Raw genomic sequence first — 20,979 nt, 5'->3', positions numbered from 1 at the left:
GTAAGTCTATTATAAATAAATTTATATAAATAGATATTTATTAAAAATTATTTAAAAAGGTGAGGAACTAAAATGAGTAAAAATCAAATTTCAACTTCAAAAGAGAATGTATATAGTGAAAAACTATTAGATGAATTATACGAATTAACAAAAATTGAATTTAATGATGAAAGAAAACTTACTGAAATTGAAGCGAAGCAATATATGGAAATTGTGGAATGCTGCCAGGAAAACAATATAGAAATTCCTTTTGGAATACAATATTAAAATTCAGAAAAAGCAAGGAGTAATTTAATCCTTGCTTTTTATTATTTCATTGAGTAAAAATCAAATCATTACCATTTCTTAAGATAAAAAACCGCCCACAATGCCGGCAAGCGTTCGAAGGGCGATTCTAAGAAAAAATAAACTTTTTTAGCAACCATCCACCTTGCGGTAACAGTTACATAAGGCGAGATGTTGGAGCACTTCACCTTGTATAAATATTATAACATAATTGATATACTTTGTTACCTAAAATTCATTCAATAGTTGAATCGCTTCTTCTCGTTTTATTTCATTTAATCCATCTTCATAAGGGCTTGTCAGAATAAGTCTATCTGATAAGTGTAGCATGTCATCGCCATCATCTATAATTATAAATCTATCAATAGGTCTCTTAAACCCATTCATAAATGCTTGTATTTCAGCTCCTCTTGGTTCGCCTCTTAATTCAGGTGTTCTGCCTATAATATATTTTTGTAAACCGTAATGAGAGAAAATAGCCTTCTTGAGTGTTTTTACCGAGCCGAGTTTTCTCCAAGTAGAAGATACTACTATTTTCGCATCACACTTTTCAAGTATTTCTTTTAGATTTGCTAATGCTTTTGGACAAAATGCCTGTAGCATATGCTGTTTGCTTCTCACAAAATAATTTGAATGATTCATAACACCATCAATATCTAAGAAAATAAGATTCATGTATATCACCTATTATTAATAATTTTAGTTAGTAGATTTAGATTCTCTTGAAATTTCCATGATAAATGCAAAATCATTTACAAATGACATTAAGTTAGCTTTTGCCCTATTTGATTTAACTTCCTGTATAGGGGAGTTATAAACCATATCCTGCTTTCTAATGTTTGCATCTGTAAAGTAAACTGGCTCACACATGAGAACCTGACAAATATAGTCCATATCTACTTCATGTACTTGTTTCATTGACAGTGAATTATTCAATAATCCATTTATAACATGAACATCCACCGTAGATGCTTCAGATAAATGATTCATGTCATACCCAAGAGAAGACATGCGTTGTTTCAGTATAGCTCCGATAAACATATTCATCACAACCTTTTACCAAAAGATAATTTCGAATCCATGATTTGCGGGACAATTCTTTGCCCATTGAATGATTTCTTTAAACATTTGTTCAGGCGTTGTAGCTTTTGAAAATTCTTTCTTTCCATCACGGAAGATTTTATTTACTTTGGTAGGATAATGATATTTAAAACGTACCATTACATAAATTTCATCATCTACTCCATCATCTACATTTGCATCTAAGAATCCCATAAATAATAACTCTTCTTTTAAATCCATGTTGTATCGTATCCTTTCAGCATTCATTTGCTAAATGCTTTAATTTTTTGGCGTACTTTTCTAAGCTGATTTTTTCCTCAGTCAAAACTCGAATTGTTTCTCTGTGTCTTGCAATCTGGAATTCGTTAGCAAAAAAATCTTTTTCTTCTTCCTGTTTTAATAATCTTTGTTCCGCTTTAATCTTCTTTTTCAAGTGTTTTACACAATCTTTGACACCATCGCTCTTTGCTAATAAACGTTCTTTTTCAGTCATAATATGATTCATCCTTATGTCAAATTTCAATTTCTTCTAATTTAAAATATCTTCCTAAGTGTTCGAATATAGGAGTAATTTGTAGCTCACCCAATGTAGTGTTTTTCTCTGTATCAACGACAGCATACTCATTACCATAAATAAGAGATGCCTTAACGATATAACCATTAAACAAATAGGAGTCCTTTAAAAGTGCATCTAAAACCTCTTGTTCGTCATCTTTCGAAACAAATGGAATGACTTCTGTATCTTCTCCAGGATGGAAGAGCAAATAGTTATTTCTCTTGATTTCAACTAAGTGTTTCATTTCCATTTATTACTCACTCATTTCTGATTTTATGTATTTTTAACCTTGGCAACTTTCCAATAGCCATCATTATAATGGGGAGGTAACGTTCTTTCTTCTGATTCTGAAAGCCATTTCCATTTATCCTCAAATACAAGTGTTCCATCTTCTAAGATATTCAATAGTTTTATCTTACTAATTTCACCAACAAAGGAGCGGTCACCAGTGACACTGGCTTTCGTTCGATAGATATATTGACCAATGCATGTATGTAAATCAATCCTATTGTTATCTCGTCTTTTTTGACGACAGTAATAACATCTTTTTGGTAGTGCTAAATCCCTATCTGAATAAAAACGCTTGTCATGTTCTGATAGTGAAAAAGGTTCTTGGCAATCCTTACACTTTTGTTCCATGTTGGTTCCTCCGTTATCTAAAAAATCCCCTGATAGATTAGTGTTAATAGGTAATTAGTTTGTGAGTATGTCTTGTTTTTTCACACCAATTGCATCAAGAATAAGTTTTTGTTGATAGTCTGGAATATTGTCGAAACTGCCATTGTGTTGTAGTAATGCTCTTACCTTGAAGTTCTTAAGTGCTAACTCATCAACTTTTTTTAATAATTCGTCTTTTGTTAATTGCATAGTGTTCATTCCTTTCAATGGTCACAATTTAATCATCTTTAGATGGAGAAATTTCTTTATTAATCCCTAAAAACATATCAAATTCATCCTGCATTTCTTTTGTGGGAGGGGGGAAACGAATTGTTCCTCTATAATTACCCTTAGAGGTAGGAAGTAGTGATAAAAGAAGTGCTATAGATAAAGCCCCCACCACAAATAGGTGGGGATTTTCAATCATTTTATGGATGAGTGCAAGCATGTTATATGCAACTCCTTATATAGTAGTTAGCCTACGCTACAATCGAATCGTAGTGCTTTGATTTTTTAATTAAATTTTTCGCAACATCCATATAAATATCTAAATTAATTTCCACTGTATCTCCGAAAGTTTGGATAAAGACATATCGAAGAACAACAGCAAAGTCTGATAGAGTTTGGATAGAATGTTCTTTAAAAGCATCGAAAATGGTTTCAGTTATTGACCATAATTCGTGGTAATGACTATTTTCAATTCTCTCTTTTTCACTTATATTACGGCAAGACGGAATCAAAATTTTAGAATCATAGTATTCACTCAATAAAGATTGAAGTTGTTCTTTTGGAAGATTCAGCTCAACTTTTCTTGAAATCATTTCAAATTCACTGAAGACATGTTGGTCAATATAATCTCTATCTTTAGAGAACTGAGGTGTGTTAAAGTCTACATCCCATTTTGTTCTTGTAGCAGTACCTTTTAAATAGGATTGTTTCGTAATACATACACCTCGTTTTTGCCAAATAGGGAGGTTGTTCCAGTTAATGTTCTTCTCTGTAAATAGTTTTTCTTGTAACTGAGAACCGTTATATCCTTGTAATTCTTTGTGTTTAAAGTTTGCTTGAGCAACCATCGCAATACTGTTTTTCGTAGCGTCTTGTTGTCTCCATAAGAAATAGTTCGTCACTTCTTCTTTCGGTAATACAAATGCTCTACTGTCAAAAAATGCAAGTGTTCCTGTAATAGGGAACATAATCTCATTGAATTTTGCAGTGGCCATAGAAGCAGATACAGAAACCATTTTTTGCAAGTCATTACCGAACCATGATTGAGTCGTTACTTTTTCATAGTTTGTTAATAATAATGAAATTTCATCGCTTTGGTGGTAAACCATTTTGCAACCCATAATGTTTTGAGCAAGATATTTCGCTGTTTCCCAGAATGCTTTTGCGAGTACCTCGTCAAACGGTTTTTTCATATTTTTTGTATATGTGTGAAAGTGTGTACCGTCAATACGAATAATTACGGGGCTTCTTTTTGTTAATTTTGTTTTATTTTCGTACTCTTTCATTCGAGCACCTAATTTGTTTGAACTCATAATTACATCTCCTAAAAATTTAAATTTATATGTCTTTTCATTTACTTTTTTCTTTAAAATCTATAATCAATATTACATTTGTTATTAACTAAAGTCAATGATATACTATGAAATAGTAAAAAATAATTTACGAGGTGTGACAATGGAAATACAAGAAATTTTAAAATTAAAAGAAGCATATGACGAAGCGATGAAGAAAGGGGAAAAAGAAGTTGCTCAAACGACTGCAATAATGCTTGTTGAAAAGGGAGTACCAGATTTATTGAAGATGTTAGAAAACGAGAAGTTTGCAGTGAAGCGAACAAAGAGTGTTTTGAAGCGTAAAAAAAGTGAGGTGGCGTTATTTGAGCATTTATTTTTAGAAGAACAACAAAAAGTTAGTGATTTAAAAGGGGAACCTGCATTGGTTGGAAATAAAAGAAGAATATATGGAGAATATTTTGATTTAGATGAGCTCTTGTTTGAAGGTAAGAACATTCAAATTATCACAGCATCACTGTGGAATCAAAGAGTGGAAAGAATAGAAGATATGTGGAAGGGAATTTATGCAAAATGGAAAGATTCCAGTGTTGAGTCCTCTGAATTCTTAGCACAACTTGAAGGTTATGAACACAACGATTGGATTTTATTTACGTACAAAGGACAGAGAACAGCAAATGATACACATTTTAAATTTAATGGAAAAATAACTGTAAAGCCTTATGAGATAAAAGAAGGAGAGTTGAATTTTAGATACTATTTTTATACTTATATAGAGTTCAAAAAAGAGGGAGAAGATGTGATTCGCTATAAAGAAATAGATGGCGTAGCAGTAGAAGATAAAGAAGAATTATTGGAAGGGTTAAAACGTCATTTAAATGAACAAGAAAAAGCTCAATGATTACAAGTCATTGAGCTTTTCTATTTGTTATCTATTATTGAATGAAACCATGAGCTTTTGCTTCTTTAATCCAAAGAGGGAACTCATTCATAAGCGTTTCATATAGTTTTTCTTGAGACATGCTATTAATTTCTTCTTTGGTAAATCGAACAAAATTAGCGTTGTCAATTACACGACCACTCATATTATCTAATTTTTCAAGGAATGAAAAGTTTCCTTTTTGACCAATTCCAACAAATTGCCAGAAGATAGGTTGGTCAGAAGACTCACGGATAATACGTTCTGCTTCTGGCTTATCGAAATTATCACCATCTGTAATGAACACTACAAAAGTTGGGTGCTTTACAGGTCCCTGTTCTTTGTCGACTTTTACAACTTCTGTTTTTCCTAACAATTTTGATAAAAATCCGCTTTTAGGTTGTTCGATAGTTTTTGTTGTAGTTTTTGTTCCGTACTCGTTTACAATTTCGTTCATAACACCTGCATAAGCAGTATAAGGCTCTAAATCGAACTTCTTCAGAAAAACATTTTGAATGTAATTACGGTAGTTTGCTCGACTTACATCACCAATATTTCTGTGGCTTTTACCGAATCCATAAACATCAATAGAATTGTTATCATCAATATTTAAAGCCACAGCTAAGATGGATTCTGTAACGTCCTGTACAGTGTTGTTTTTATATAAATGTGTCATAGAAGTAGAACCATCGAGCACAAAAACAACTTGAGCAACGACCCCTGTAAGGTTTACCTTTTCTAATACAATTTTTGCAATTTCCGTTTTTTTCTCTAATGTAATAGCCATTTTAATATCTCTCCTTAGTTATCTAAACGTTATGTATCTATAAATAATTATAAAACGTTTTATTAACTAAAGTCAATAAAATATTATTGTTTATGTTAAATGTAAATTTCTATACTTGTTATGGGATGAAGTCCATCTATCTATAATATAAGGATTATATAAACAGGTGTATTCAAAATACAAATTAATTTTAGGAGGAAATAATCATGACAACAATTTTATCAACAGGAGATTGCCAAGAAGCATATAACAAGGTTAAGGATGTTTGGCATATCGGTAATGATTTTAAAGCAGAAGATGGATTTGATGTGAGTACAATTCAATGGTCACAATCTGCTTGGGAAGATGAAAAAAGATATTTTATGGATTTCTTACAATCCGAAATTAAGCAGTACGAAAAACGATATAAAACAAACGTTGAACGCATTGCTCTTGTAGGTCGTGTAGGACTTTGGAATGGAAATCCTGTAGGCGGTAGAATGTTATCGTGGGATGAAAATCCATTAGAGTGTATGGGACGAGTAGATGAGGTTGATGTGCGTGTAGAGAAAGATGGTTCACTATTCATCTCAGGTCATCATCATGACGGTTCACACGCTATGCAAATTTATTTCTTGTCTGAAAACAAATTAAACAAACTGGATAGGGAATGGGATGCATGTTGGTTTGATTTTGATGCGAATCATTTTGAACAGATTTATAATGATTTCAAACCTTTGAAATTAACAAAATCAGGTCGAGCATTTTACAATCCGATTATTCATTAAGTTGAAGAGCTTGTATTCGTTATGAATACAAGTTTTTTTATTGTGTTTTTATATGAGTGTGAAATAAATACTTTTAATAATTCATCTACATAATATTTTATTTGTTAAAAATAAAATAAAAAGCAGAGAAAGTTCTCTGCTTTTAAATATTTGTACTGGCAACTATTGCATCTTTGCAAATAATTCTTCTTCAGAAATAATAGGACACTCAAATTTAACAGCATTTTTATACTTAGAGCTGTTCGTTTCTTTTTCAGGCAATTCTCCTGTTACATGATTATACCCACCAAGAACTAAGAAATTTGTCTTTGCAGATACTGAACCTGATACTTTTCCACCACGAGCTTCAATTTCTTTTTTGATATCATTACGAGGTTTAGATAATGAGCCTGTAATGACGAAAATTTTACCCTCAATTTCTTCAGAAGCGATAATTTCTTCTACTTCTTCCATCATTGTAAATCCAATTGAATACAAGAATTCAATAAGCTCAATATTGTGAGATTCTTCAAAGTAACTTACCATACTACTTGCTACTGTCTCACCGATGCCATCAATTTTCATTAATTCTGTTTTTAGCACAACAGGGTCTTTTGAAAGTTCGATTAGATGTCTCATTGTTTTAAATTTCTTTGCAATGTCTTTTCCTGTACTGGAGCCAACGTTAGGAATAGCTAAAGCGTATAAGAATTTAGATAGGGGAACATGTTTGCTTTCCTCAATCCCTGATAACATTTTTTGAATCTTCTTTTCCCCGAATCCACGTAATACAGATAGTTTATCTAAGTTATCTTTTAACGTATAAATATCAGAAATAGAAGAAAGGATACCTTTTTCGTAAAATGTTTCAACTGTTTTTGCCCCTAATCCATCAATATTCATTGCATTTCGAGATACAAAATGTTTTAAAATACGTTCTTGTTGAGCACTACATGTACTGTTAATACAGAAGTAATGAACGTTATCTTCTTCTTTTACTACTTCTCCCTTACATACAGGACAGCAAGTAGGCGGTAAGATTTCTTTTTCTGTTCCATCACGTAGCTCAGTAACAGCCGATACAATTTGTGGAATGACATCATTTGCACGAGCGACGACAATTGTATCTCCAATACGGATATCACGTTCTTTTATGTTGTCGTAATTTGCAAGAGAAGCTTTTTGAATAGTAACACCATCAATCTCAACAGGTTCAAAAATACCATTTGGTGTAATTTGTCCAGATTTACCAACGGTCTCTACGATATTAAGTAGTTTGGTTGTGGCATCAAGACTATCAAATTTAAAAGCAAAGCCCCAACGAGGGAACTTAGATGTATAACCTAAAGATTCTCGAACAGCTAAATTATTAAATTTAAGCACAAGTCCATCAATCATATGAGGAATTGTTGGTCGAACTTCTTTGTTGTATGTTAAGCAATATTGAATCAATTCTTTTATTCCTTCAGGTGTGTTTTTAAACACTTTATATGGAACCACGTTAAACCCTTGTTCTTTTAAAAATTCCAATTGCTCAGTATCCTTTTCAAAGGTAATTCCCTCTGCTTTAACTAAATCAAAAGCAATAATACTTAAGCCACGTTCTTTAGCAATATTCGCATTTAATGTACGTACAGAACCAGAAACTAAGTTGCGAGGGGATTTATATTTACCATCTACATTAATTCGTTCAAACTCAGAGAAAGGAATAACGGATTCAGCACGAACCTCAAGATACCCTTTAAATGAGATTTTCTTAGGAAGGTTAGTAATAGTTCTTACAGTGTGTGTTACATCTTCACCAATATAACCATCGCCTCTTGTTGAAGCTTCATAGTAGATACCGTTGTTGTACTTTAATACAATCGTTAATCCGTCTTCTTTATCTCCCGCAATAATTTCATCATCAGATTTGTTTGCGAATTTCACAATATCTTCTTCTGTATGGCCTTTATCTTGTGACAACATGGGTGTAGAGTGTTTTATTTTTTTCAAACTATCAACTACAACTGAATAAATCCGTTTGGTAGGAGAATTTTCATCAGCAAATTCAGGGTGTTTTTCTTCCAATGAAACCAATTCATAATACATTTGGTCATATTCGCTATCAGTAATAATAGGAGTACCTTCATCATATAGCAAATCATGTTTCATAACTTCTTCACGTAATTGTTTAATTTTTTGTTCAATCATTAGTTTTGCTCCTCTTTTAATATCATTGGTTTTACTTTCCATCGTTTAATCCATTCTTTATCTGCTAAATCTTTAGCTAATTTTCTGCGTTCAGTTAAAGATAACTCTTCATTTTGATAATAACCTTCTCCATATTCATAAAAACGATTTGCTTCAGCAGTACAAGCACTTTTTGCAATTTGAATAGCTTTTTCCTCATCATAATATACCTTAGCAAATGTTTCTTGAGAAGCACCAGACCATGGTTTTCCGTCCTTTAATATGATATGCATTTCTTTATTCATGCTGTCACCACCTTTTATTGTCAATAACTCACTATAACATTTACTATAGTCTATATAAAAGATAAAGTAAATAAAAAATATTTTACTTAATAACGAAGTGGGGAGTGACTAAGATATATGATTTATTTTTATGTATAAATAAAATAATGTATTTCTTCGATTTCTTAAAACATTAATAAAAAGAATGATAACTACACAGTTAGTTTTATGATAAACTTGAGGTAAATATTGAATGGTATGGATTGGGGATGTAATAGATGACGACAGATACATATAAAGGTTTCTTAACAACAGAAATAGAAGGGGAGGATGTACAATTACCTCCTGTTATTTTGAGAAATGATGAGGAAATTATTCGTTTTTGCTATCGAAATAGACAAAAAATGAAAGAAGTCATTGTCCAAGATAAAGATGAATTTTGTTTATTTCATATAAAAAATAACAAAACGATTTTTCCATTAGAAGCTGTTGAACATGAAAAACAATTAGCAAAGCAGTGGGGAGTAGAGGTTGCCGAAATAAATTGGGAGCAGTTACCTCGCATGTAAAGTTATGAACACAACATAGAAAAAGTCGCAGAGAAATTGATATTCTTTGCGACTTTTTTATTAAATGAGATATAAACTTTCTAAACGCTCTTTTAGAGTGGTGTTACGCTCTCTTGACTTGTACGTTTTAATTGCGTGTTTAATCGCTCTTTCTTCACCAATTACCACATTAAATTCTTGAGCTCGTGTAAATCCAGTATAGAACAAGCTATTATCAAGCATTCTGTAGTGAAGCATAGAAATTGGCATGATACAAGCTCTCCATTGTGAACCCTGAGACTTGTGAATAGAGAATGCGTATGCATGGTCTAAATCTTCTTTTTCCTTGTTATCATAGAAGATATAACCATCATCGTATTTTACAATTATACGAATGATTTCCTTCGTTTTTGCAGGAACAGCACCTTTTATAGTCTCCTTATTATCAACTGGTTCTTTGATTTTTCGGATTGCTTCAATTACACCAGTTTCACCGTTTGCAATGCCACCTTTAGCATCTTTATTCGGTGTATATTGGGTAAGAAGAACGTTACTGTCTTCAGTTGAAACGTAACTTTTTTTGTACCAAACTTTTAAGTCGTTATTACGCATGTTAATGACTTTATCGCCTTCTTTAAAGTACAGAGAAAAACGTTCATTATCTACAGTGAATTCTTTATTTAAAGAAGTAACAGTTGATTCAGTTTCGTTAAAAGCTTCTTGCATTAACAAGTTAATCATATATGTTCCTAAAATACCTGTTTTTTGAGGTGATAGAACTTGGATATCATCCAGTGTATAATCAGGGAACGTAAGGACACGTTTAACAGATTCGAGAATGTTCTTCAAAATAACCTTAGGTGAATCACGAAATACAGCATAGGAATCCTTTGTATCCTCGCAAGTTTCAATCATTTCACCATCAATGATTTTTTTTGCGTTTTTTGCAATACCTGATTGCTTTCCTTGACGCTTTACTACATCTAATGTAACAACTGGAAGAACTCCACTTTCAATGATATCTTTTAGAACACTGCCTGGACCAATACTCGGCAACTGTTTAATATCGCCCATCCAGATAACTGTAGCACCACGTTTAATTGCTTGTAGTAAATCCTTAGATAATTCCACATCTAAAAACGAGCTTTCATCTAAAACGATAATGTTCCCTGGTAAAGGATTGGATGCATTGAAGGTAAATCCTTCTCCTCCACGGAATTCTAATCCTCTATGTACAGTAAGACATATTTCATTTGTTGATTTCTTAGCAACTTTAGCGGCCTTTCCAGTTGGAGCCAATAATTGAAGGTAGGGAGTAATGCCATTTGATTTACATACAATATTGAAGATTTTCAATATGATTTTTAAAACGAATGTTTTCCCACAACCTGCGGAACCATTTAGTACATAAAAACCACCACGTCTTTTCGTGAATGTTAAAATGGCTTCTTCTTGTTTTTCTTCTAATTCAATACCTTCAGCAGATAGATACTTGTCTAATTCAGCCTTAATATCTATTTGATTCTTCCATTCTTGCGTATCTGAAAGACGATAAAGCTCTTCTGCCACACGGACTTCAGCACTATGGATGTATTCTAAATACACACGGTCTTGTTCTATGACAATTCTCTCAAAAGTAAGCAAATTCTCAATTTCTTCCTCAATCAGTTCATATGGAATATCAAATAAAGGATATAAACACTTTTCTTTTTCATTTTTATAACGAGCTGATTTCCAACGTTCATAATAAGCGTTTAGTTCATCCCTTGGAATCATAACTTGGATTGTACCAAAGTAATAAGAGATTTTTTCATCTATTGTTTCTTTTAATAAACGTTCGCTTTCTTTAGAAGGAAGTGTAACTCTCAATATCTCTCTTGTTTTTTCAATTAAATCATCTTTATGTAAGAAGCAGTGACCTTCTTTTGTTGCCTCATCAAGTCCATGAATAATCCCTTCTTGAATACGTTCATCACTTAGCATGTCAAAGTGAATATCTTTAGCGATTTTGTCACATTTTTTAAATCCGTATCCTGGAATTTTCCTTGCTAAAAGATAAGGATTTTCTGAAATTAAACGAATGATATCATCTTTATATTCGCTGTATAAGCTTTTTGATTGCTCAAACGACAAACCAATATCTAATAAATAAGACAATGTATACTGTGAATTTGTTAGACTTTCAAGTTGTTTTTTCCAAGCTTCCACACTTTTTTTACCAATCCCTTTAATTCGACTAACAACTTCTTCAGGGTTTTCTATCAACATATCAATAGATTTATCACCGAAAACGCTATAAATATCCTCTGCTCTATTTTTCAGACCTTTTAAAGTTCGTAAGTAACGAACGATGCCTCTTTTCCCAATTGGCTTTATAGGTGAAACCCGATTCATTTTTACTTGTTTTTCACCTTTATAAAATACAATAACTCCATTTACCTGATAGTGAATATTCGGATTAAGTGGCATGATGAATTTTCCGTTCATTTTAAATGACTGACCTTCTTCACTTTGACAAGCATAAACACGATAACCCGATTCTGAATTTTCGTAAATTGTATCAAGTGGAAGGGTGACAATGGTAATTTCATCATCGACTTCGAAATCATCTAAAGCTGACTTTGGTTCACTAAGATAATTTTCTAAATTAAATACAGACAAGTGTTTCACCTCTCCTTTTCTAACTAATTCGTACATATTTCTTTATATTTGTATACATACATTTTAACTTATTTCATTAACTATAGTCAATAAAATAAAATGAACTCATAAAAAATAGAGGGAGTTTTCCCTCTATGCATTTTCTTTCTTATTTCTTTTTGTCTGATTCTCTGTGAGTTTTTTCAATAGAATTTCATGTTCTTTTTCTTCAATAAAAGTAACGATAAAACATTCATCACACAACTCGCTAATATTTTTAACTTCAGAACGATAACGAGTGCCTTGAACGGTAGCTAATCGGTAGTAGTATTTGTTTTTCTGGTCTATATACATCTGGAAGAAGTGGTCATGATTTTTCTGATAGAAGTGACAAACATAAATGAGTAGTTCTTCTAAATGAGAGATGTATTTTTCTTCTTCTGTATTTTCGAATTCGTAAAAATCATATTTTGTTCTTCTCGCCATAATCTCAAATGGCATAGAGTCTTTTATATAAAAAGAAGTGTATTTCAATTTAGATATAGATTTAACAAGAGAAGCAAGGGATAAAAATCCGATTTGTTCATATTCTGCGAATGCTCCATAGTGTTCAGTTTTCTGTAACTCTAAGAATCTATCAAAGTTATGTTGATAACAATTACTTACAAATATTAACCAATTCTCCAACGATTCAATATAGGCAGAAGGAGAGATAGTAAGTTTTTCTGCACCGTAAAACAAACTTTCAAATTCGGATTCAGATACAACAATAATGGAATCAAGAATAATAGATTTTTTTGTATTTGGTTCAATTGCACCCATTGTAAAATATACACCCGTATCGTCTCGTTTTTCTAAATCGTCACACTTCATCCAATCATGATACATAAATGTTTCTATCGCCTTTTTGTTTGTTGCTTTTGTACTTTTAAAGAAATGATATATTGCTGAGATTTGCACTTGAAATCTGTTTTTCATGCGTTAAAACTCCTTTTTTAACGAAAATAACTTCATGAAATATTCTTTAGATAGAACCATAGCTGAAACAGGGATGATTCGATTATCCTTATCGACTGCTTGTACTAAATAAGTAGTCGTGTCGTTAGGATAGGGAATAGGCATTGCTGTAAGATACCAAGTGTTTTGTTTTCTATTTAACATAAATGACTCTGCTAATTCTAATAGCTCTTTTTCCTCTAAAGTATCTACAAATGTTTTAGCTAAATACAATGGTGTATGGAGCGCTTGCACTCTATCAAATTCTAATTCTGTCATTTTTGAGACTCCTTTTTATCAACGCCTTCTAAAGCACCTGTAGAAAATAGGTTGAACCACATTTTAATATTCATTCTTCTTGTTAATGCTTTTTCTACAGACACTTTATCTCTAACTAAAGCTAAAGCTTCTCCATAAAAATAGGAGCAATTATTAATTTGGTTATATCTTTTACAAGCATCTAATTTATTTTCTGCTTTAATAATTTGAAAATCATTATATGAGATATCAGGCTGACCCATATCTCCACCTACACGCAATGCAACTAAATAATTCTTCATTTTCTTATCTCCATTTCGTTATTTGTATTTTTAGTTTCTAATTGAATATCAAAGGTCTTCATAAGTTGTTTCTTTGTGAAAATAATAGCTTCTAAACCACTGGCACCTTCATCTGTACCATTAGTTATTAGTGGTGATACAACAAAATGAATTTCGTCATTGGAGTATAGAATAGGCATGGAAGTAGCGACCCAATTTCGATTAGCATTTAAGAATAATTTATTTTCTGAAAAGCTTGCTCCTTCTGATGTTTTCAATTCTTTTTTCGCCTGTTCATTTACTTTTAACTTTGTTTCCCACATTCTAAAATCACGATATTCTTGCTCAGTCATTTTTTCACGTCCTTAATTATGTGTTTTATAAATAAATCATAACATTTTATTTACTATAGTCAATAAAATATGTTATAATGCAAATGAAATATAGTGAAAGGGATGAATCGGAATGACATATAAAGAGCTTGGAACGAACAAAAGGCATAGCTTATAAATAGCATGAATTATTTAAAGGAACGAATAGCAAACACAAGTGGTAAAGAGAAAAAGAGACTGCAAGCGAAATTAGATGGAATGAATGTAGCTTATCAGCACATGGTTGAATCAGATAAGATGTATCAATTTGAGAGCGAATGAGAGAAGAGATGGGTTTATCAAAAGAAGGGAAGTGTGAATGAAGTGTTAGAACCTATTACGGAACAAAAGGAAATTTTTAAAGTTGAACTATGGTTATTGCAACTCAAGACGTGGTTAGAGTGCGAGGCTGAAATTCAGCCACCAGATGTTACTGGTGTATATTTGAAGCAAGCAAAAGAAATACAAGACTTCTTAGATAGTCGAGAATAATAAAATAAGAAACTTGATATAAATAAAAAACGCAGGGATAAGTCTCTGCGTTTTTTTTGTCATGATTTAGGGCTTAAAAGAAGTGTTTTGTTGAACTATGAATTCTTAATTGCATGGCGTAGATAATCGCAAACACCTTCTCGAACTTCTCCTACAACTATAGGCTTCGGGGGATTGTTAGCAATAGATTCTTTAATCATTCGTTGAATCTCTTTAATGGAAACATTCATTGTAAATACACGCTTTTTTTCTTTTTAACATGCTTATTGAATTGATTTATCATATAGTCGAACAAATCATTTATGTCTTCGTCCATATAACGCCAATCTCGTTGATTATTAGGGTCTTCTTTCTTCCAATAAGCATTAACCCATTCTGATATATTTTCCTTCTCAATAACTTGATAAAAGCCATTGGTTAATGGAACAAGCAAGAATATATGTGTATGACCTCCGCACATCAAATAATTATCAACAAAGAAGTATAGATTTGAAATCATTTCTTCTTTTTTAGATGTATAGGTAGCAGAATATGTTTCTTCTGGGTCTAATTTCATATGTTGAGAGAAAGTTGATAATTCGTCTTCTATTAAAACACTACCTTTATGATGAATATCTGTTTGAGAAAACGAAATGATAGGACTTCTTTTACTCATTCTTTTTAGGTGTTTTTTATATCTGCTTTTCATAAAAGGTCTCCTTCGGTAAGTTAATATTTATTTTTGTTTTATAATAGCATTTGTTATCAATAGATGAGATAATTCTAAGTCAAAGGCATCGCTTTTCATCCAATTTAAGTTATTGTAATAACTTAATAAATCGTGTAACTCATATTTTTCACAAGTTTTTTTTACAGCTTCCCACCAACCAATCGTGCATTCAAGATGAATATATGTGTTCTCATAGGTAAGTAGAGACTCAGTGTTATTTATTTTAAAAGTAGTGTCTATATTTTTCTTGAAATCTTTTAAAAAATCTACGGTAATTTGTTTTTGATATTTTTTAGGGATATTACTATCGTTTTTCTTTGTCATGTTTTTGAAAAGAATCATATAATCACCTCCATATGATTTTATATGCAAACAAATCGGCACCTTTTTATTTCAAACAAAAAACAGGCAGATGCCTGTTTCAAACGCTAAACTAAGGGCGAGACAGTATCCCACCTGTACAAATCGGGCGAACCGATTTTTTCCTTATGCTCCATGAAGGGTTCGAACCTTCGACAATCCGTTTAGGAAACGGATACTCTATCCTCTGAGTTAATGAAGCGTATATATAAGATTGATATTTTATAAACCTATAATTCAGTCTGTGTCTTACACAGTCCCTTATTCCGCATCGGAATCTATTTGGGTCCCTGTAACAGGTCTGAAAGAAACTTAAAATATCACAAAAGGAGGAAGTTGTACTTACCAAACATTGCTTCTCTTATACTTTCCTTTTGAAGTTTTTTATTTGCTTTTATCATGTAATTGGGTAAGTCCAATCAATTTACATGACTACTGTAAAAAGGGAATACGCCCCGTACAGGACTCGAACCTGTAGCCTACGCATTAGAAGTGCGTTGCTCTATCCTATTGAGCTAACGAGGCAAAATATGAAATAAGGAGCAGAAGGGATTCGAACCCTCGCATGATGTAAACATCACCTATCTGATTAGCAATCAGACCTCTTTACCAGTTTGAGTACCGCTCCATAATAGAAACTCCCTCGACAGGATTCGAACCTGCAACCTATTGGTTAACAGCCAACCGCTCTACCATTGAGCTACGAGAGAATAATTTAAATAATTTCAACAACTGCTAAAACAAATAGTAGAGCAACTAAAACAAAGGGGTCATTCATTAGATAAGCTAATGTAGAAATTGAAATAACGCCTACACAAGCAGTCAGAGCCTTCGCCCAATAACGCCCATTATTGTTTTTCTTTAAATCCATAAGTAATCACCGACTTTATAAAAATGAATTGGAGCGGATTAACGGAATCGAACCGTTCCTTCTATCGGCATATATGTACACTCGTCCAATAGCTGTTCTGCCTTATACTATTCCGCATAGGAAAGCTTTATCTATATAGATAAAGCGAATTATTCAGCGTGAGCATATTTGAAGTATACATTTAATACTTCGGAATGCTTATGTAACTCTAATTTACGAAGGTCTTGTGGATGTCGATTAATGCCTTTTTCTTTTAAGGCTTTAATGCATTGACCCTTTGTAGTTGGATACGTTGCTCCCATGGTAAACACCACCTTTTTGTTAATTAAAATCGTAAATGTAATACTTTCAAACCTGTAAATCAACAGCCCCAAACTGTCGAAACAGTAAAACCAGTCAATAATACTATCCAAAAGTAATATTCCATGAATAAACAAAAGCGATTATTTCTACAAAATATAGTGGGAATCGCCCAAAACCTCAAAGTGGTTTGAGTTGGAATCGAACCAACCTCCTCAGTGCTTCAAACTGATGCTAATCCATCTCAGCTATCAAACCATATAAAATGCTGAAGGGAGGAATCGAGCCTCCTACAAATTTGCATGTCTTTTATAACAATGGCAAAGATGTAATCCAATCAACAGCAATTGTTGTGACTGTTGGTGGGGTGGTAATCCCGCATCTCTTAGCAATTAAGCTTTTTTTAAGACTCGAACTGTTCAATACATATTCAAGCGTGTAGCTACCTGTTCTACCTCAACAGTCTTAGATTTCTTATAAAACTCCCAACTTAGAAATCTTTCGTTATAAGAAGAAGTTCTACCTACTCAAGAGAGCTTCTTCAAGTATGCTATTATAACTACAAGTTTTTTCTACTGATAGCGGTAGGTTAGCACATGTATCAGCAGTATTGAAGAAAGTTCAAGCTTTGAAACTAATTAAATAGATGATTTTTCAGGTTCTCGCCATGACTCGAAAGACTTTAATAATGAACGTGTATTTTCCACAACAAAATCAAAATCTTCTTTAGTTAAAATGTTTTTTAATTCTTCAATAGAATTTGCTAATATTACAACTTTTACGTTTGATGAACGACCAAAAGCTAAAAAGTTCTTGGTAACCGATAAAACCAATTCTTTATTCAGTTCTTTTACAGGAACAATGAAAACTGATTCATCTTCTTTAAATCCAAACGTGTTACTTGCAACAACATGAGGTGTCATAAAAACAACTCCTTCATCATTATTAATTACAAAAGTAAAATTCACTTATTAAAAACGGTAAGTAGAAGTCTTGAACTTCTCCAAAAGGATAAATAGACACGCAAGCGTTGGTCTTATTTATAATTCCTTCTTGCACTCCATACGTGCACAAACCGATAATAAAATTGGCAACGCATAGGGGATTCGAACCCCTGAATGCTCGATAGAAAGTCGAGTGTGTTAGCCAGTTTCACCAATGCGTCATATGGCTAAAAGGTTCATTTGGTTTTTTAATCGAACACCTTTTGAAGATAAAACTCTCACTGGAATATTTGGATTAGGGCATTATCCGTGCCTTCCGATAGAAAGAAACTCTTTAAGTTCTAATGCCAACTGTAGGGATCGAACCCACGACCTATTGATTACAAGTCAATCGCTCTACCTGTTGAGCTAAGTTGGCGAATAAAGTGCCATCGAAGATTCGAACTCCGACCTCACGACTGTTTTATGCTCAAAGAGTCATATGCAGAATTACGTGGCTCTACCAATTAAGCTAATGGCACATATGGGGGCAGGAGAGGGATTTGAACCCCCGAACTCCGAAGAGAACGGATTTACAGTCCGTTGCGTTTAACCACTTTGCTATCCTGCCATAAATTAAACATCAATTTATAATGTTTTATTAATATTAAGAAGAGGTTAGGGACATAATCCACGAATAGTATGGTTGTAACCTAAAGTGCTACTATTCTTTACCTCTTCTTAATGAATACCGACTAATGGATTCGAACCATTGACCTACGCCTTATCAAGACGGTGCTCTACCACTGAGCTAAATCGGTGTAATAAATATCATAGGAGGGTCGGCATATCCCTCATCTCTGGTGACTTAGTTATTACTAAGCGTGTAGAGAACCTTGTCTACCTCTATGAAATTTATAAGTTAACGCTAAAGAACGGTGACGGATTCGAACCGTCCATTACGGTTTTGCAGACCGCACTCCCGTACCATCAAGATTACCGTCCATGATAGGGAGAAAGAATGATTTTATCATTCAAAACTCCGAAAATGTGCAATTCGCACTGGCTCAAAAGGCCTAAGAAAAAATGCCTGGTCTCTAAACCTCTAAACTTGACCTGGTTGTGTAGAATTGCTTGTGAGAACAATTCAAGTTTTTAAAAACGGTAAGGACTCACTCACATTAAAATTGTCCTTAAAAGGAATTTCTATAGGTCACATTTACGGTAGTGAAACACCACTTTTTAGAGCTTACAAACCACTCGGACTACTTGGTCTCTAACTTCAGCTCTGGAGGACTCCGTGGTAGACTTGCCATGTGCCATAAACAAGTCATTTTCGTCTAACCTATCCTCAGTTGCTCCCCTTCTTTGCACCCCAAGATAGGCACATTAATCAATTTAAGAGGCAGGGAGTGGTGTTTAATTTTGTAAGAACATATCCTTTCGAACAAAAGGCGCCCATATATTAATACGTAACCCTTTGCTAACTGGTCTGCAATATTTGCTGATTTGGATACTTCTTATAAAGCGACCAACGGGATTCGAACCCGTGACAACAGATTGGAAGTCTGTTATGTTACCACTACACCATGACCGCATGTGGTTACTGAGGTGAGTATCGAACTCACTCCCGTCAAAGTTAATAACTTTTAAGGTCCCATATGCTCAGTAATATTAAGTTTGAAAAGCCGAATGCAGGAATCGAACCTGCGTCCAATAGTCATGTTAATGAGTACTCCTAATCGCTTTACCACTAAGCTAAATCGGCATGATAAGAAGGTGGTAGGGAATTGACCCTACGGTGTCTGTTTTACAGGCAGTCTCCAATTTCCAGTTCACCTTATAAGCTTCCATTTATTTAACGTGTTAGGATTCACCGCATTTCGCTAAGATGTTTTTCACCTTAGACCGTCTGCTTGACTAAATAGATAACCTACTAAATCATGAAAATAATTGAGAGTCATCTTATGCCATTTTTTATGGCTCTAAAACTAAGCGAGAATAACGGGACTTGAACCCGTGCTACCTGGTAGACAGCCAGGCGTGTTTACCGCTACACTATATCCCCATATAAGCTCCCTATTTGACGTGTTAGGGTTCACGGGTACATACCAGTTCATTTTTTCTAAGATGTTTCACCTTAGACCGCCTGATTACTCAGCGTAGACTTTATCCTAAAAAGGAAACACGCCCAAGTGGAACATCGCATACAGGATTCGAACCTGCGAATGCTCGGTAGAAAGCCGAGTGTGTTAGCCAATTTCACCAATGCGACATGGTACAAGGGTTATTTTCGTTTTTTTTAGGTCGGACACCCAAGCAACATAAAACTTTCTATAATTAGTGACACTTACAAGTTATTACACTTCATATGTGCTTAATTAGAAAGAAACGTATTAAGTCCTAAACGAGGATAACGGGATTTGAACCCGTGCTACTTGGTAGACAGCCAAGTGTGTTAAACCGCTACACTATATCCCCATGAATGGTAGGGTATAGGGGACTTGAACCCCTGAATCTCCGATAGAAAGTCGGATGTGTTAACCATCTTCACCAATACCCCATAAGCAGTGAGGGAGCTACCCTCACACCCTAATATCGCACAAAAGATAGCGAATCCTTTGCCGTATTGTGGCGAGACTTAGGAATCTAACCCAAGTTCGATTCAGAAACCGAAAAAACAATTCTCGCATGTTATAAAGCGGAAGGAGAGGGACTTGAACCCCCACAACGCTCCTCACGTCCACGCCTGTTTTCAAGACAGGTCTCTTACCAATTAGAGTATCCTTCCGTAATAATCCGAGTAGAAGAGTTTGAATCTACGAATGCTCACTTCTTAAGAGAGTGGTGAATCAAGCTCTTGTCTACTCAGATAAATAATAGCTTCTGGAGAAGGCTTCGAACCTCCAATGTCAATACTGACGCCTGTGTCAAAGACAGGTGACTTTACCAATTTGTCCATCCAGAAATAATATGGCGGTGCATACGGGACTTGAACCCGTGACCTCTTGCGTGACAGGCAAGCGAGCACTCCAACTGCTCCAATGCACCATTTGGTTGAACTACCTGGTTTCGAACCAGGGGTGCAGAGTCCAAAGCTCTGTGCCTTACCGACTTGGCTATAGTTCAATAATAAGGAGAGTGAGTTGAGTTAAGTTAACGGGCTATCAACTCGACCCCAAAGTTTACCCGACCTATTAACAAATATATCTCTCCATTCTTTGTTAATGGTCAACTTGTCA

General features: G+C 33.7%; 27 protein-coding genes, 21 tRNA genes and 1 pseudogene. 6 read left to right on the top strand and 43 right to left on the bottom strand.

What is annotated here, in order from left to right:
- Positions 1-72: 72 nt before the first annotated feature.
- Positions 73-267 (top strand): hypothetical protein, encoded by a 195-nt coding sequence (locus CQ064_RS10130; protein WP_000042162.1) that lies wholly within the window; start codon positions 73-75, stop codon positions 265-267.
- Between the two features lie 246 nt (positions 268-513).
- Here the strand turns inward: CQ064_RS10130 and CQ064_RS10125 are convergent, their stop codons facing one another.
- The 9 genes and pseudogenes from CQ064_RS10125 to CQ064_RS10090 form a co-directional block, all read right to left on the bottom strand.
- Positions 514-960, bottom strand: a complete 447-nt coding sequence (locus CQ064_RS10125) for an HAD domain-containing protein (protein ID WP_001048907.1) — start codon at positions 958-960, stop codon at positions 514-516.
- Between the two features lie 24 nt (positions 961-984).
- On the bottom strand, positions 985-1,326 hold the full coding sequence (locus CQ064_RS10120) for a hypothetical protein (RefSeq protein WP_000469604.1): 342 nt from the start codon (positions 1,324-1,326) through the stop codon (positions 985-987).
- Positions 1,327-1,341: 15 nt separating this feature from the next.
- A complete protein-coding gene (locus CQ064_RS10115) occupies positions 1,342-1,587 on the bottom strand; it encodes a hypothetical protein (protein WP_000364376.1) in 246 nt (81 codons plus the stop codon).
- Between the two features lie 16 nt (positions 1,588-1,603).
- Positions 1,604-1,840, bottom strand: a complete 237-nt coding sequence (locus CQ064_RS10110; RefSeq protein ID WP_000136529.1) for a hypothetical protein — start codon at positions 1,838-1,840, stop codon at positions 1,604-1,606.
- 19 nt (positions 1,841-1,859) lie between these two features.
- The gene (locus tag CQ064_RS10105) at positions 1,860-2,153 is read right to left on the bottom strand and encodes a hypothetical protein (protein WP_000425269.1); all 294 of its coding nucleotides are present in this window, start codon (positions 2,151-2,153) and stop codon (positions 1,860-1,862) included.
- A 23-nt stretch (positions 2,154-2,176) separates the two neighbouring features.
- The gene (locus tag CQ064_RS10100) at positions 2,177-2,542 is read right to left on the bottom strand and encodes a zinc-ribbon domain containing protein (protein WP_000435429.1); all 366 of its coding nucleotides are present in this window, start codon (positions 2,540-2,542) and stop codon (positions 2,177-2,179) included.
- Between the two features lie 54 nt (positions 2,543-2,596).
- A complete protein-coding gene (locus CQ064_RS33570; protein WP_001177564.1) occupies positions 2,597-2,770 on the bottom strand; it encodes a hypothetical protein in 174 nt (57 codons plus the stop codon).
- A gap of 28 nt (positions 2,771-2,798) precedes the next feature.
- Positions 2,799-3,008 carry a hypothetical protein gene (locus CQ064_RS10095; RefSeq protein WP_000880380.1) on the bottom strand — a complete coding sequence of 70 codons (210 nt, stop codon included), beginning with the start codon at positions 3,006-3,008 and terminating at the stop codon, positions 2,799-2,801.
- A gap of 370 nt (positions 3,009-3,378) precedes the next feature.
- Positions 3,379-4,101: pseudogene (locus tag CQ064_RS10090) on the bottom strand (tRNA(His) guanylyltransferase Thg1 family protein); the annotation flags it as partial.
- Between the two features lie 142 nt (positions 4,102-4,243).
- Between CQ064_RS10090 and CQ064_RS10085 the strand changes: the two are divergent.
- The gene (locus CQ064_RS10085; protein ID WP_000405384.1) at positions 4,244-4,981 is read left to right on the top strand and encodes a hypothetical protein; all 738 of its coding nucleotides are present in this window, start codon (positions 4,244-4,246) and stop codon (positions 4,979-4,981) included.
- Between the two features lie 34 nt (positions 4,982-5,015).
- Here the strand turns inward: CQ064_RS10085 and CQ064_RS10080 are convergent, their stop codons facing one another.
- A complete protein-coding gene (locus CQ064_RS10080; protein WP_001018762.1) occupies positions 5,016-5,786 on the bottom strand; it encodes a VWA domain-containing protein in 771 nt (256 codons plus the stop codon).
- Positions 5,787-5,992: 206 nt separating this feature from the next.
- Here CQ064_RS10080 and CQ064_RS10075 point away from each other — a divergent pair, with 206 nt between their 5' ends.
- Positions 5,993-6,553 carry a hypothetical protein gene (locus tag CQ064_RS10075; protein WP_000207702.1) on the top strand — a complete coding sequence of 187 codons (561 nt, stop codon included), beginning with the start codon at positions 5,993-5,995 and terminating at the stop codon, positions 6,551-6,553.
- Between the two features lie 162 nt (positions 6,554-6,715).
- On the opposite strand, the gene ligA is transcribed toward CQ064_RS10075, so the two are convergent.
- Together ligA and CQ064_RS10065 are read right to left on the bottom strand one after the other, a co-directional pair.
- Positions 6,716-8,725 (bottom strand): NAD-dependent DNA ligase LigA, encoded by a 2,010-nt coding sequence (gene ligA / locus CQ064_RS10070; RefSeq protein ID WP_000572529.1) that lies wholly within the window; start codon positions 8,723-8,725, stop codon positions 6,716-6,718.
- Positions 8,725-9,009, bottom strand: coding sequence for a hypothetical protein (locus CQ064_RS10065; protein WP_001031185.1), 285 nt, complete (start codon positions 9,007-9,009; stop codon positions 8,725-8,727). The genes ligA and CQ064_RS10065 overlap by 1 nt, the downstream gene beginning before the upstream one ends.
- A gap of 257 nt (positions 9,010-9,266) precedes the next feature.
- Between CQ064_RS10065 and CQ064_RS10060 the strand changes: the two genes are divergently transcribed.
- Positions 9,267-9,557: a hypothetical protein gene (locus CQ064_RS10060; RefSeq protein ID WP_000205993.1), complete on the top strand. Its 291-nt coding sequence runs from the start codon at positions 9,267-9,269 to the stop codon at positions 9,555-9,557.
- A gap of 60 nt (positions 9,558-9,617) precedes the next feature.
- On the opposite strand, the gene recD2 is transcribed toward CQ064_RS10060, so the two are convergent.
- The 5 genes from recD2 to CQ064_RS10035 all read right to left on the bottom strand — a co-directional run bounded on the left by recD2 (position 9,618) and on the right by CQ064_RS10035 (position 14,064).
- Positions 9,618-12,206: an SF1B family DNA helicase RecD2 gene (gene recD2, locus CQ064_RS10055; protein WP_372584672.1), complete on the bottom strand. Its 2,589-nt coding sequence runs from the start codon at positions 12,204-12,206 to the stop codon at positions 9,618-9,620.
- A 123-nt stretch (positions 12,207-12,329) separates the two neighbouring features.
- Positions 12,330-13,154 (bottom strand): hypothetical protein, encoded by an 825-nt coding sequence (locus CQ064_RS10050; protein WP_000797166.1) that lies wholly within the window; start codon positions 13,152-13,154, stop codon positions 12,330-12,332.
- Between the two features lie 3 nt (positions 13,155-13,157).
- The gene (locus tag CQ064_RS10045; protein WP_000137387.1) at positions 13,158-13,451 is read right to left on the bottom strand and encodes a hypothetical protein; all 294 of its coding nucleotides are present in this window, start codon (positions 13,449-13,451) and stop codon (positions 13,158-13,160) included.
- Entirely contained in the window at positions 13,448-13,732 is a 285-nt protein-coding gene (locus CQ064_RS10040; RefSeq protein ID WP_000800861.1) for a hypothetical protein, read from the bottom strand. Before CQ064_RS10040 ends, CQ064_RS10045 begins: the two co-directional genes overlap by 4 nt.
- The gene (locus CQ064_RS10035; protein WP_000139153.1) at positions 13,729-14,064 is read right to left on the bottom strand and encodes a hypothetical protein; all 336 of its coding nucleotides are present in this window, start codon (positions 14,062-14,064) and stop codon (positions 13,729-13,731) included. Before CQ064_RS10035 ends, CQ064_RS10040 begins: the two co-directional genes overlap by 4 nt.
- A 162-nt stretch (positions 14,065-14,226) precedes the next feature.
- Between CQ064_RS10035 and CQ064_RS33565 the strand changes: the two genes are divergently transcribed.
- Together CQ064_RS33565 and CQ064_RS33560 are read left to right on the top strand one after the other, a co-directional pair.
- Complete coding sequence (locus CQ064_RS33565; protein ID WP_003273277.1) at positions 14,227-14,364, top strand: hypothetical protein; 138 nt, start codon at positions 14,227-14,229, stop codon at positions 14,362-14,364.
- Positions 14,365-14,397: 33 nt separating this feature from the next.
- Complete coding sequence (locus CQ064_RS33560; protein WP_001006704.1) at positions 14,398-14,574, top strand: hypothetical protein; 177 nt, start codon at positions 14,398-14,400, stop codon at positions 14,572-14,574.
- 226 nt (positions 14,575-14,800) lie between these two features.
- Here CQ064_RS33560 and CQ064_RS10030 read toward each other — a convergent pair whose 3' ends face one another.
- From CQ064_RS10030 to CQ064_RS09920, 26 genes are all read right to left on the bottom strand, one after another.
- Complete coding sequence (locus tag CQ064_RS10030) at positions 14,801-15,262, bottom strand: hypothetical protein (protein WP_000842403.1); 462 nt, start codon at positions 15,260-15,262, stop codon at positions 14,801-14,803.
- Positions 15,263-15,289: 27 nt separating this feature from the next.
- Entirely contained in the window at positions 15,290-15,625 is a 336-nt protein-coding gene (locus CQ064_RS10025) for a hypothetical protein (RefSeq protein WP_000600085.1), read from the bottom strand.
- A 147-nt stretch (positions 15,626-15,772) separates the two neighbouring features.
- A tRNA-Arg gene (locus CQ064_RS10020) sits at positions 15,773-15,845 on the bottom strand.
- A gap of 249 nt (positions 15,846-16,094) precedes the next feature.
- Positions 16,095-16,168, bottom strand: a tRNA-Arg gene (locus tag CQ064_RS10015).
- 13 nt (positions 16,169-16,181) lie between these two features.
- Positions 16,182-16,271 (bottom strand) — tRNA-Ser (locus CQ064_RS10010).
- A gap of 10 nt (positions 16,272-16,281) precedes the next feature.
- Positions 16,282-16,353, bottom strand: a tRNA-Asn gene (locus CQ064_RS10005).
- A 5-nt stretch (positions 16,354-16,358) separates the two neighbouring features.
- Positions 16,359-16,514, bottom strand: coding sequence for a hypothetical protein (locus tag CQ064_RS33555; RefSeq protein WP_003273270.1), 156 nt, complete (start codon positions 16,512-16,514; stop codon positions 16,359-16,361).
- Positions 16,515-16,663: 149 nt separating this feature from the next.
- Positions 16,664-16,816 carry a DUF2639 domain-containing protein gene (locus tag CQ064_RS10000; protein WP_000501435.1) on the bottom strand — a complete coding sequence of 51 codons (153 nt, stop codon included), beginning with the start codon at positions 16,814-16,816 and terminating at the stop codon, positions 16,664-16,666.
- Positions 16,817-17,000: 184 nt separating this feature from the next.
- Positions 17,001-17,072, bottom strand: a tRNA-Phe gene (locus tag CQ064_RS09995).
- Between the two features lie 380 nt (positions 17,073-17,452).
- Entirely contained in the window at positions 17,453-17,737 is a 285-nt protein-coding gene (locus tag CQ064_RS09990; RefSeq protein ID WP_000187828.1) for a hypothetical protein, read from the bottom strand.
- A gap of 165 nt (positions 17,738-17,902) precedes the next feature.
- Positions 17,903-17,979: transfer RNA gene (locus CQ064_RS09985), tRNA-Glu, on the bottom strand.
- Positions 17,980-18,103: 124 nt separating this feature from the next.
- Positions 18,104-18,176: transfer RNA gene (locus CQ064_RS09980), tRNA-Thr, on the bottom strand.
- Between the two features lie 6 nt (positions 18,177-18,182).
- A tRNA-OTHER gene (locus CQ064_RS33550) sits at positions 18,183-18,279 on the bottom strand.
- Between the two features lie 3 nt (positions 18,280-18,282).
- Positions 18,283-18,368, bottom strand: a tRNA-Tyr gene (locus tag CQ064_RS09975).
- Positions 18,369-18,486: 118 nt separating this feature from the next.
- Positions 18,487-18,558, bottom strand: a tRNA-Ile gene (locus tag CQ064_RS09970).
- A 111-nt stretch (positions 18,559-18,669) separates the two neighbouring features.
- Positions 18,670-18,742: transfer RNA gene (locus tag CQ064_RS33545), tRNA-Cys, on the bottom strand.
- A gap of 521 nt (positions 18,743-19,263) precedes the next feature.
- Positions 19,264-19,334 (bottom strand) — tRNA-Gly (locus tag CQ064_RS09965).
- Between the two features lie 89 nt (positions 19,335-19,423).
- Positions 19,424-19,505 (bottom strand) — tRNA-OTHER (locus CQ064_RS09960).
- A gap of 228 nt (positions 19,506-19,733) precedes the next feature.
- Positions 19,734-19,805: transfer RNA gene (locus CQ064_RS09955), tRNA-Asp, on the bottom strand.
- A 133-nt stretch (positions 19,806-19,938) separates the two neighbouring features.
- A tRNA-Glu gene (locus tag CQ064_RS09950) sits at positions 19,939-20,012 on the bottom strand.
- A gap of 133 nt (positions 20,013-20,145) precedes the next feature.
- A tRNA-Asp gene (locus CQ064_RS09945) sits at positions 20,146-20,218 on the bottom strand.
- Positions 20,219-20,223: 5 nt separating this feature from the next.
- A tRNA-Glu gene (locus CQ064_RS09940) sits at positions 20,224-20,300 on the bottom strand.
- 139 nt (positions 20,301-20,439) lie between these two features.
- Positions 20,440-20,528: transfer RNA gene (locus CQ064_RS09935), tRNA-Ser, on the bottom strand.
- A gap of 92 nt (positions 20,529-20,620) precedes the next feature.
- Positions 20,621-20,705: transfer RNA gene (locus CQ064_RS09930), tRNA-Gln, on the bottom strand.
- Between the two features lie 6 nt (positions 20,706-20,711).
- Positions 20,712-20,788, bottom strand: a tRNA-Asp gene (locus tag CQ064_RS09925).
- A 3-nt stretch (positions 20,789-20,791) separates the two neighbouring features.
- Positions 20,792-20,866 (bottom strand) — tRNA-Gln (locus CQ064_RS09920).
- Positions 20,867-20,979: the final 113 nt, after the last annotated feature.

Source organism: Bacillus sp. MYb78 (genome assembly GCF_002975115.1).
In the GTDB taxonomy this organism is placed as follows: Bacteria; Bacillota; Bacilli; order Bacillales; family Bacillaceae_G; genus Bacillus_A; species Bacillus_A cereus.
This window is presented reverse-complemented; position numbering and strand designations above follow the sequence as displayed.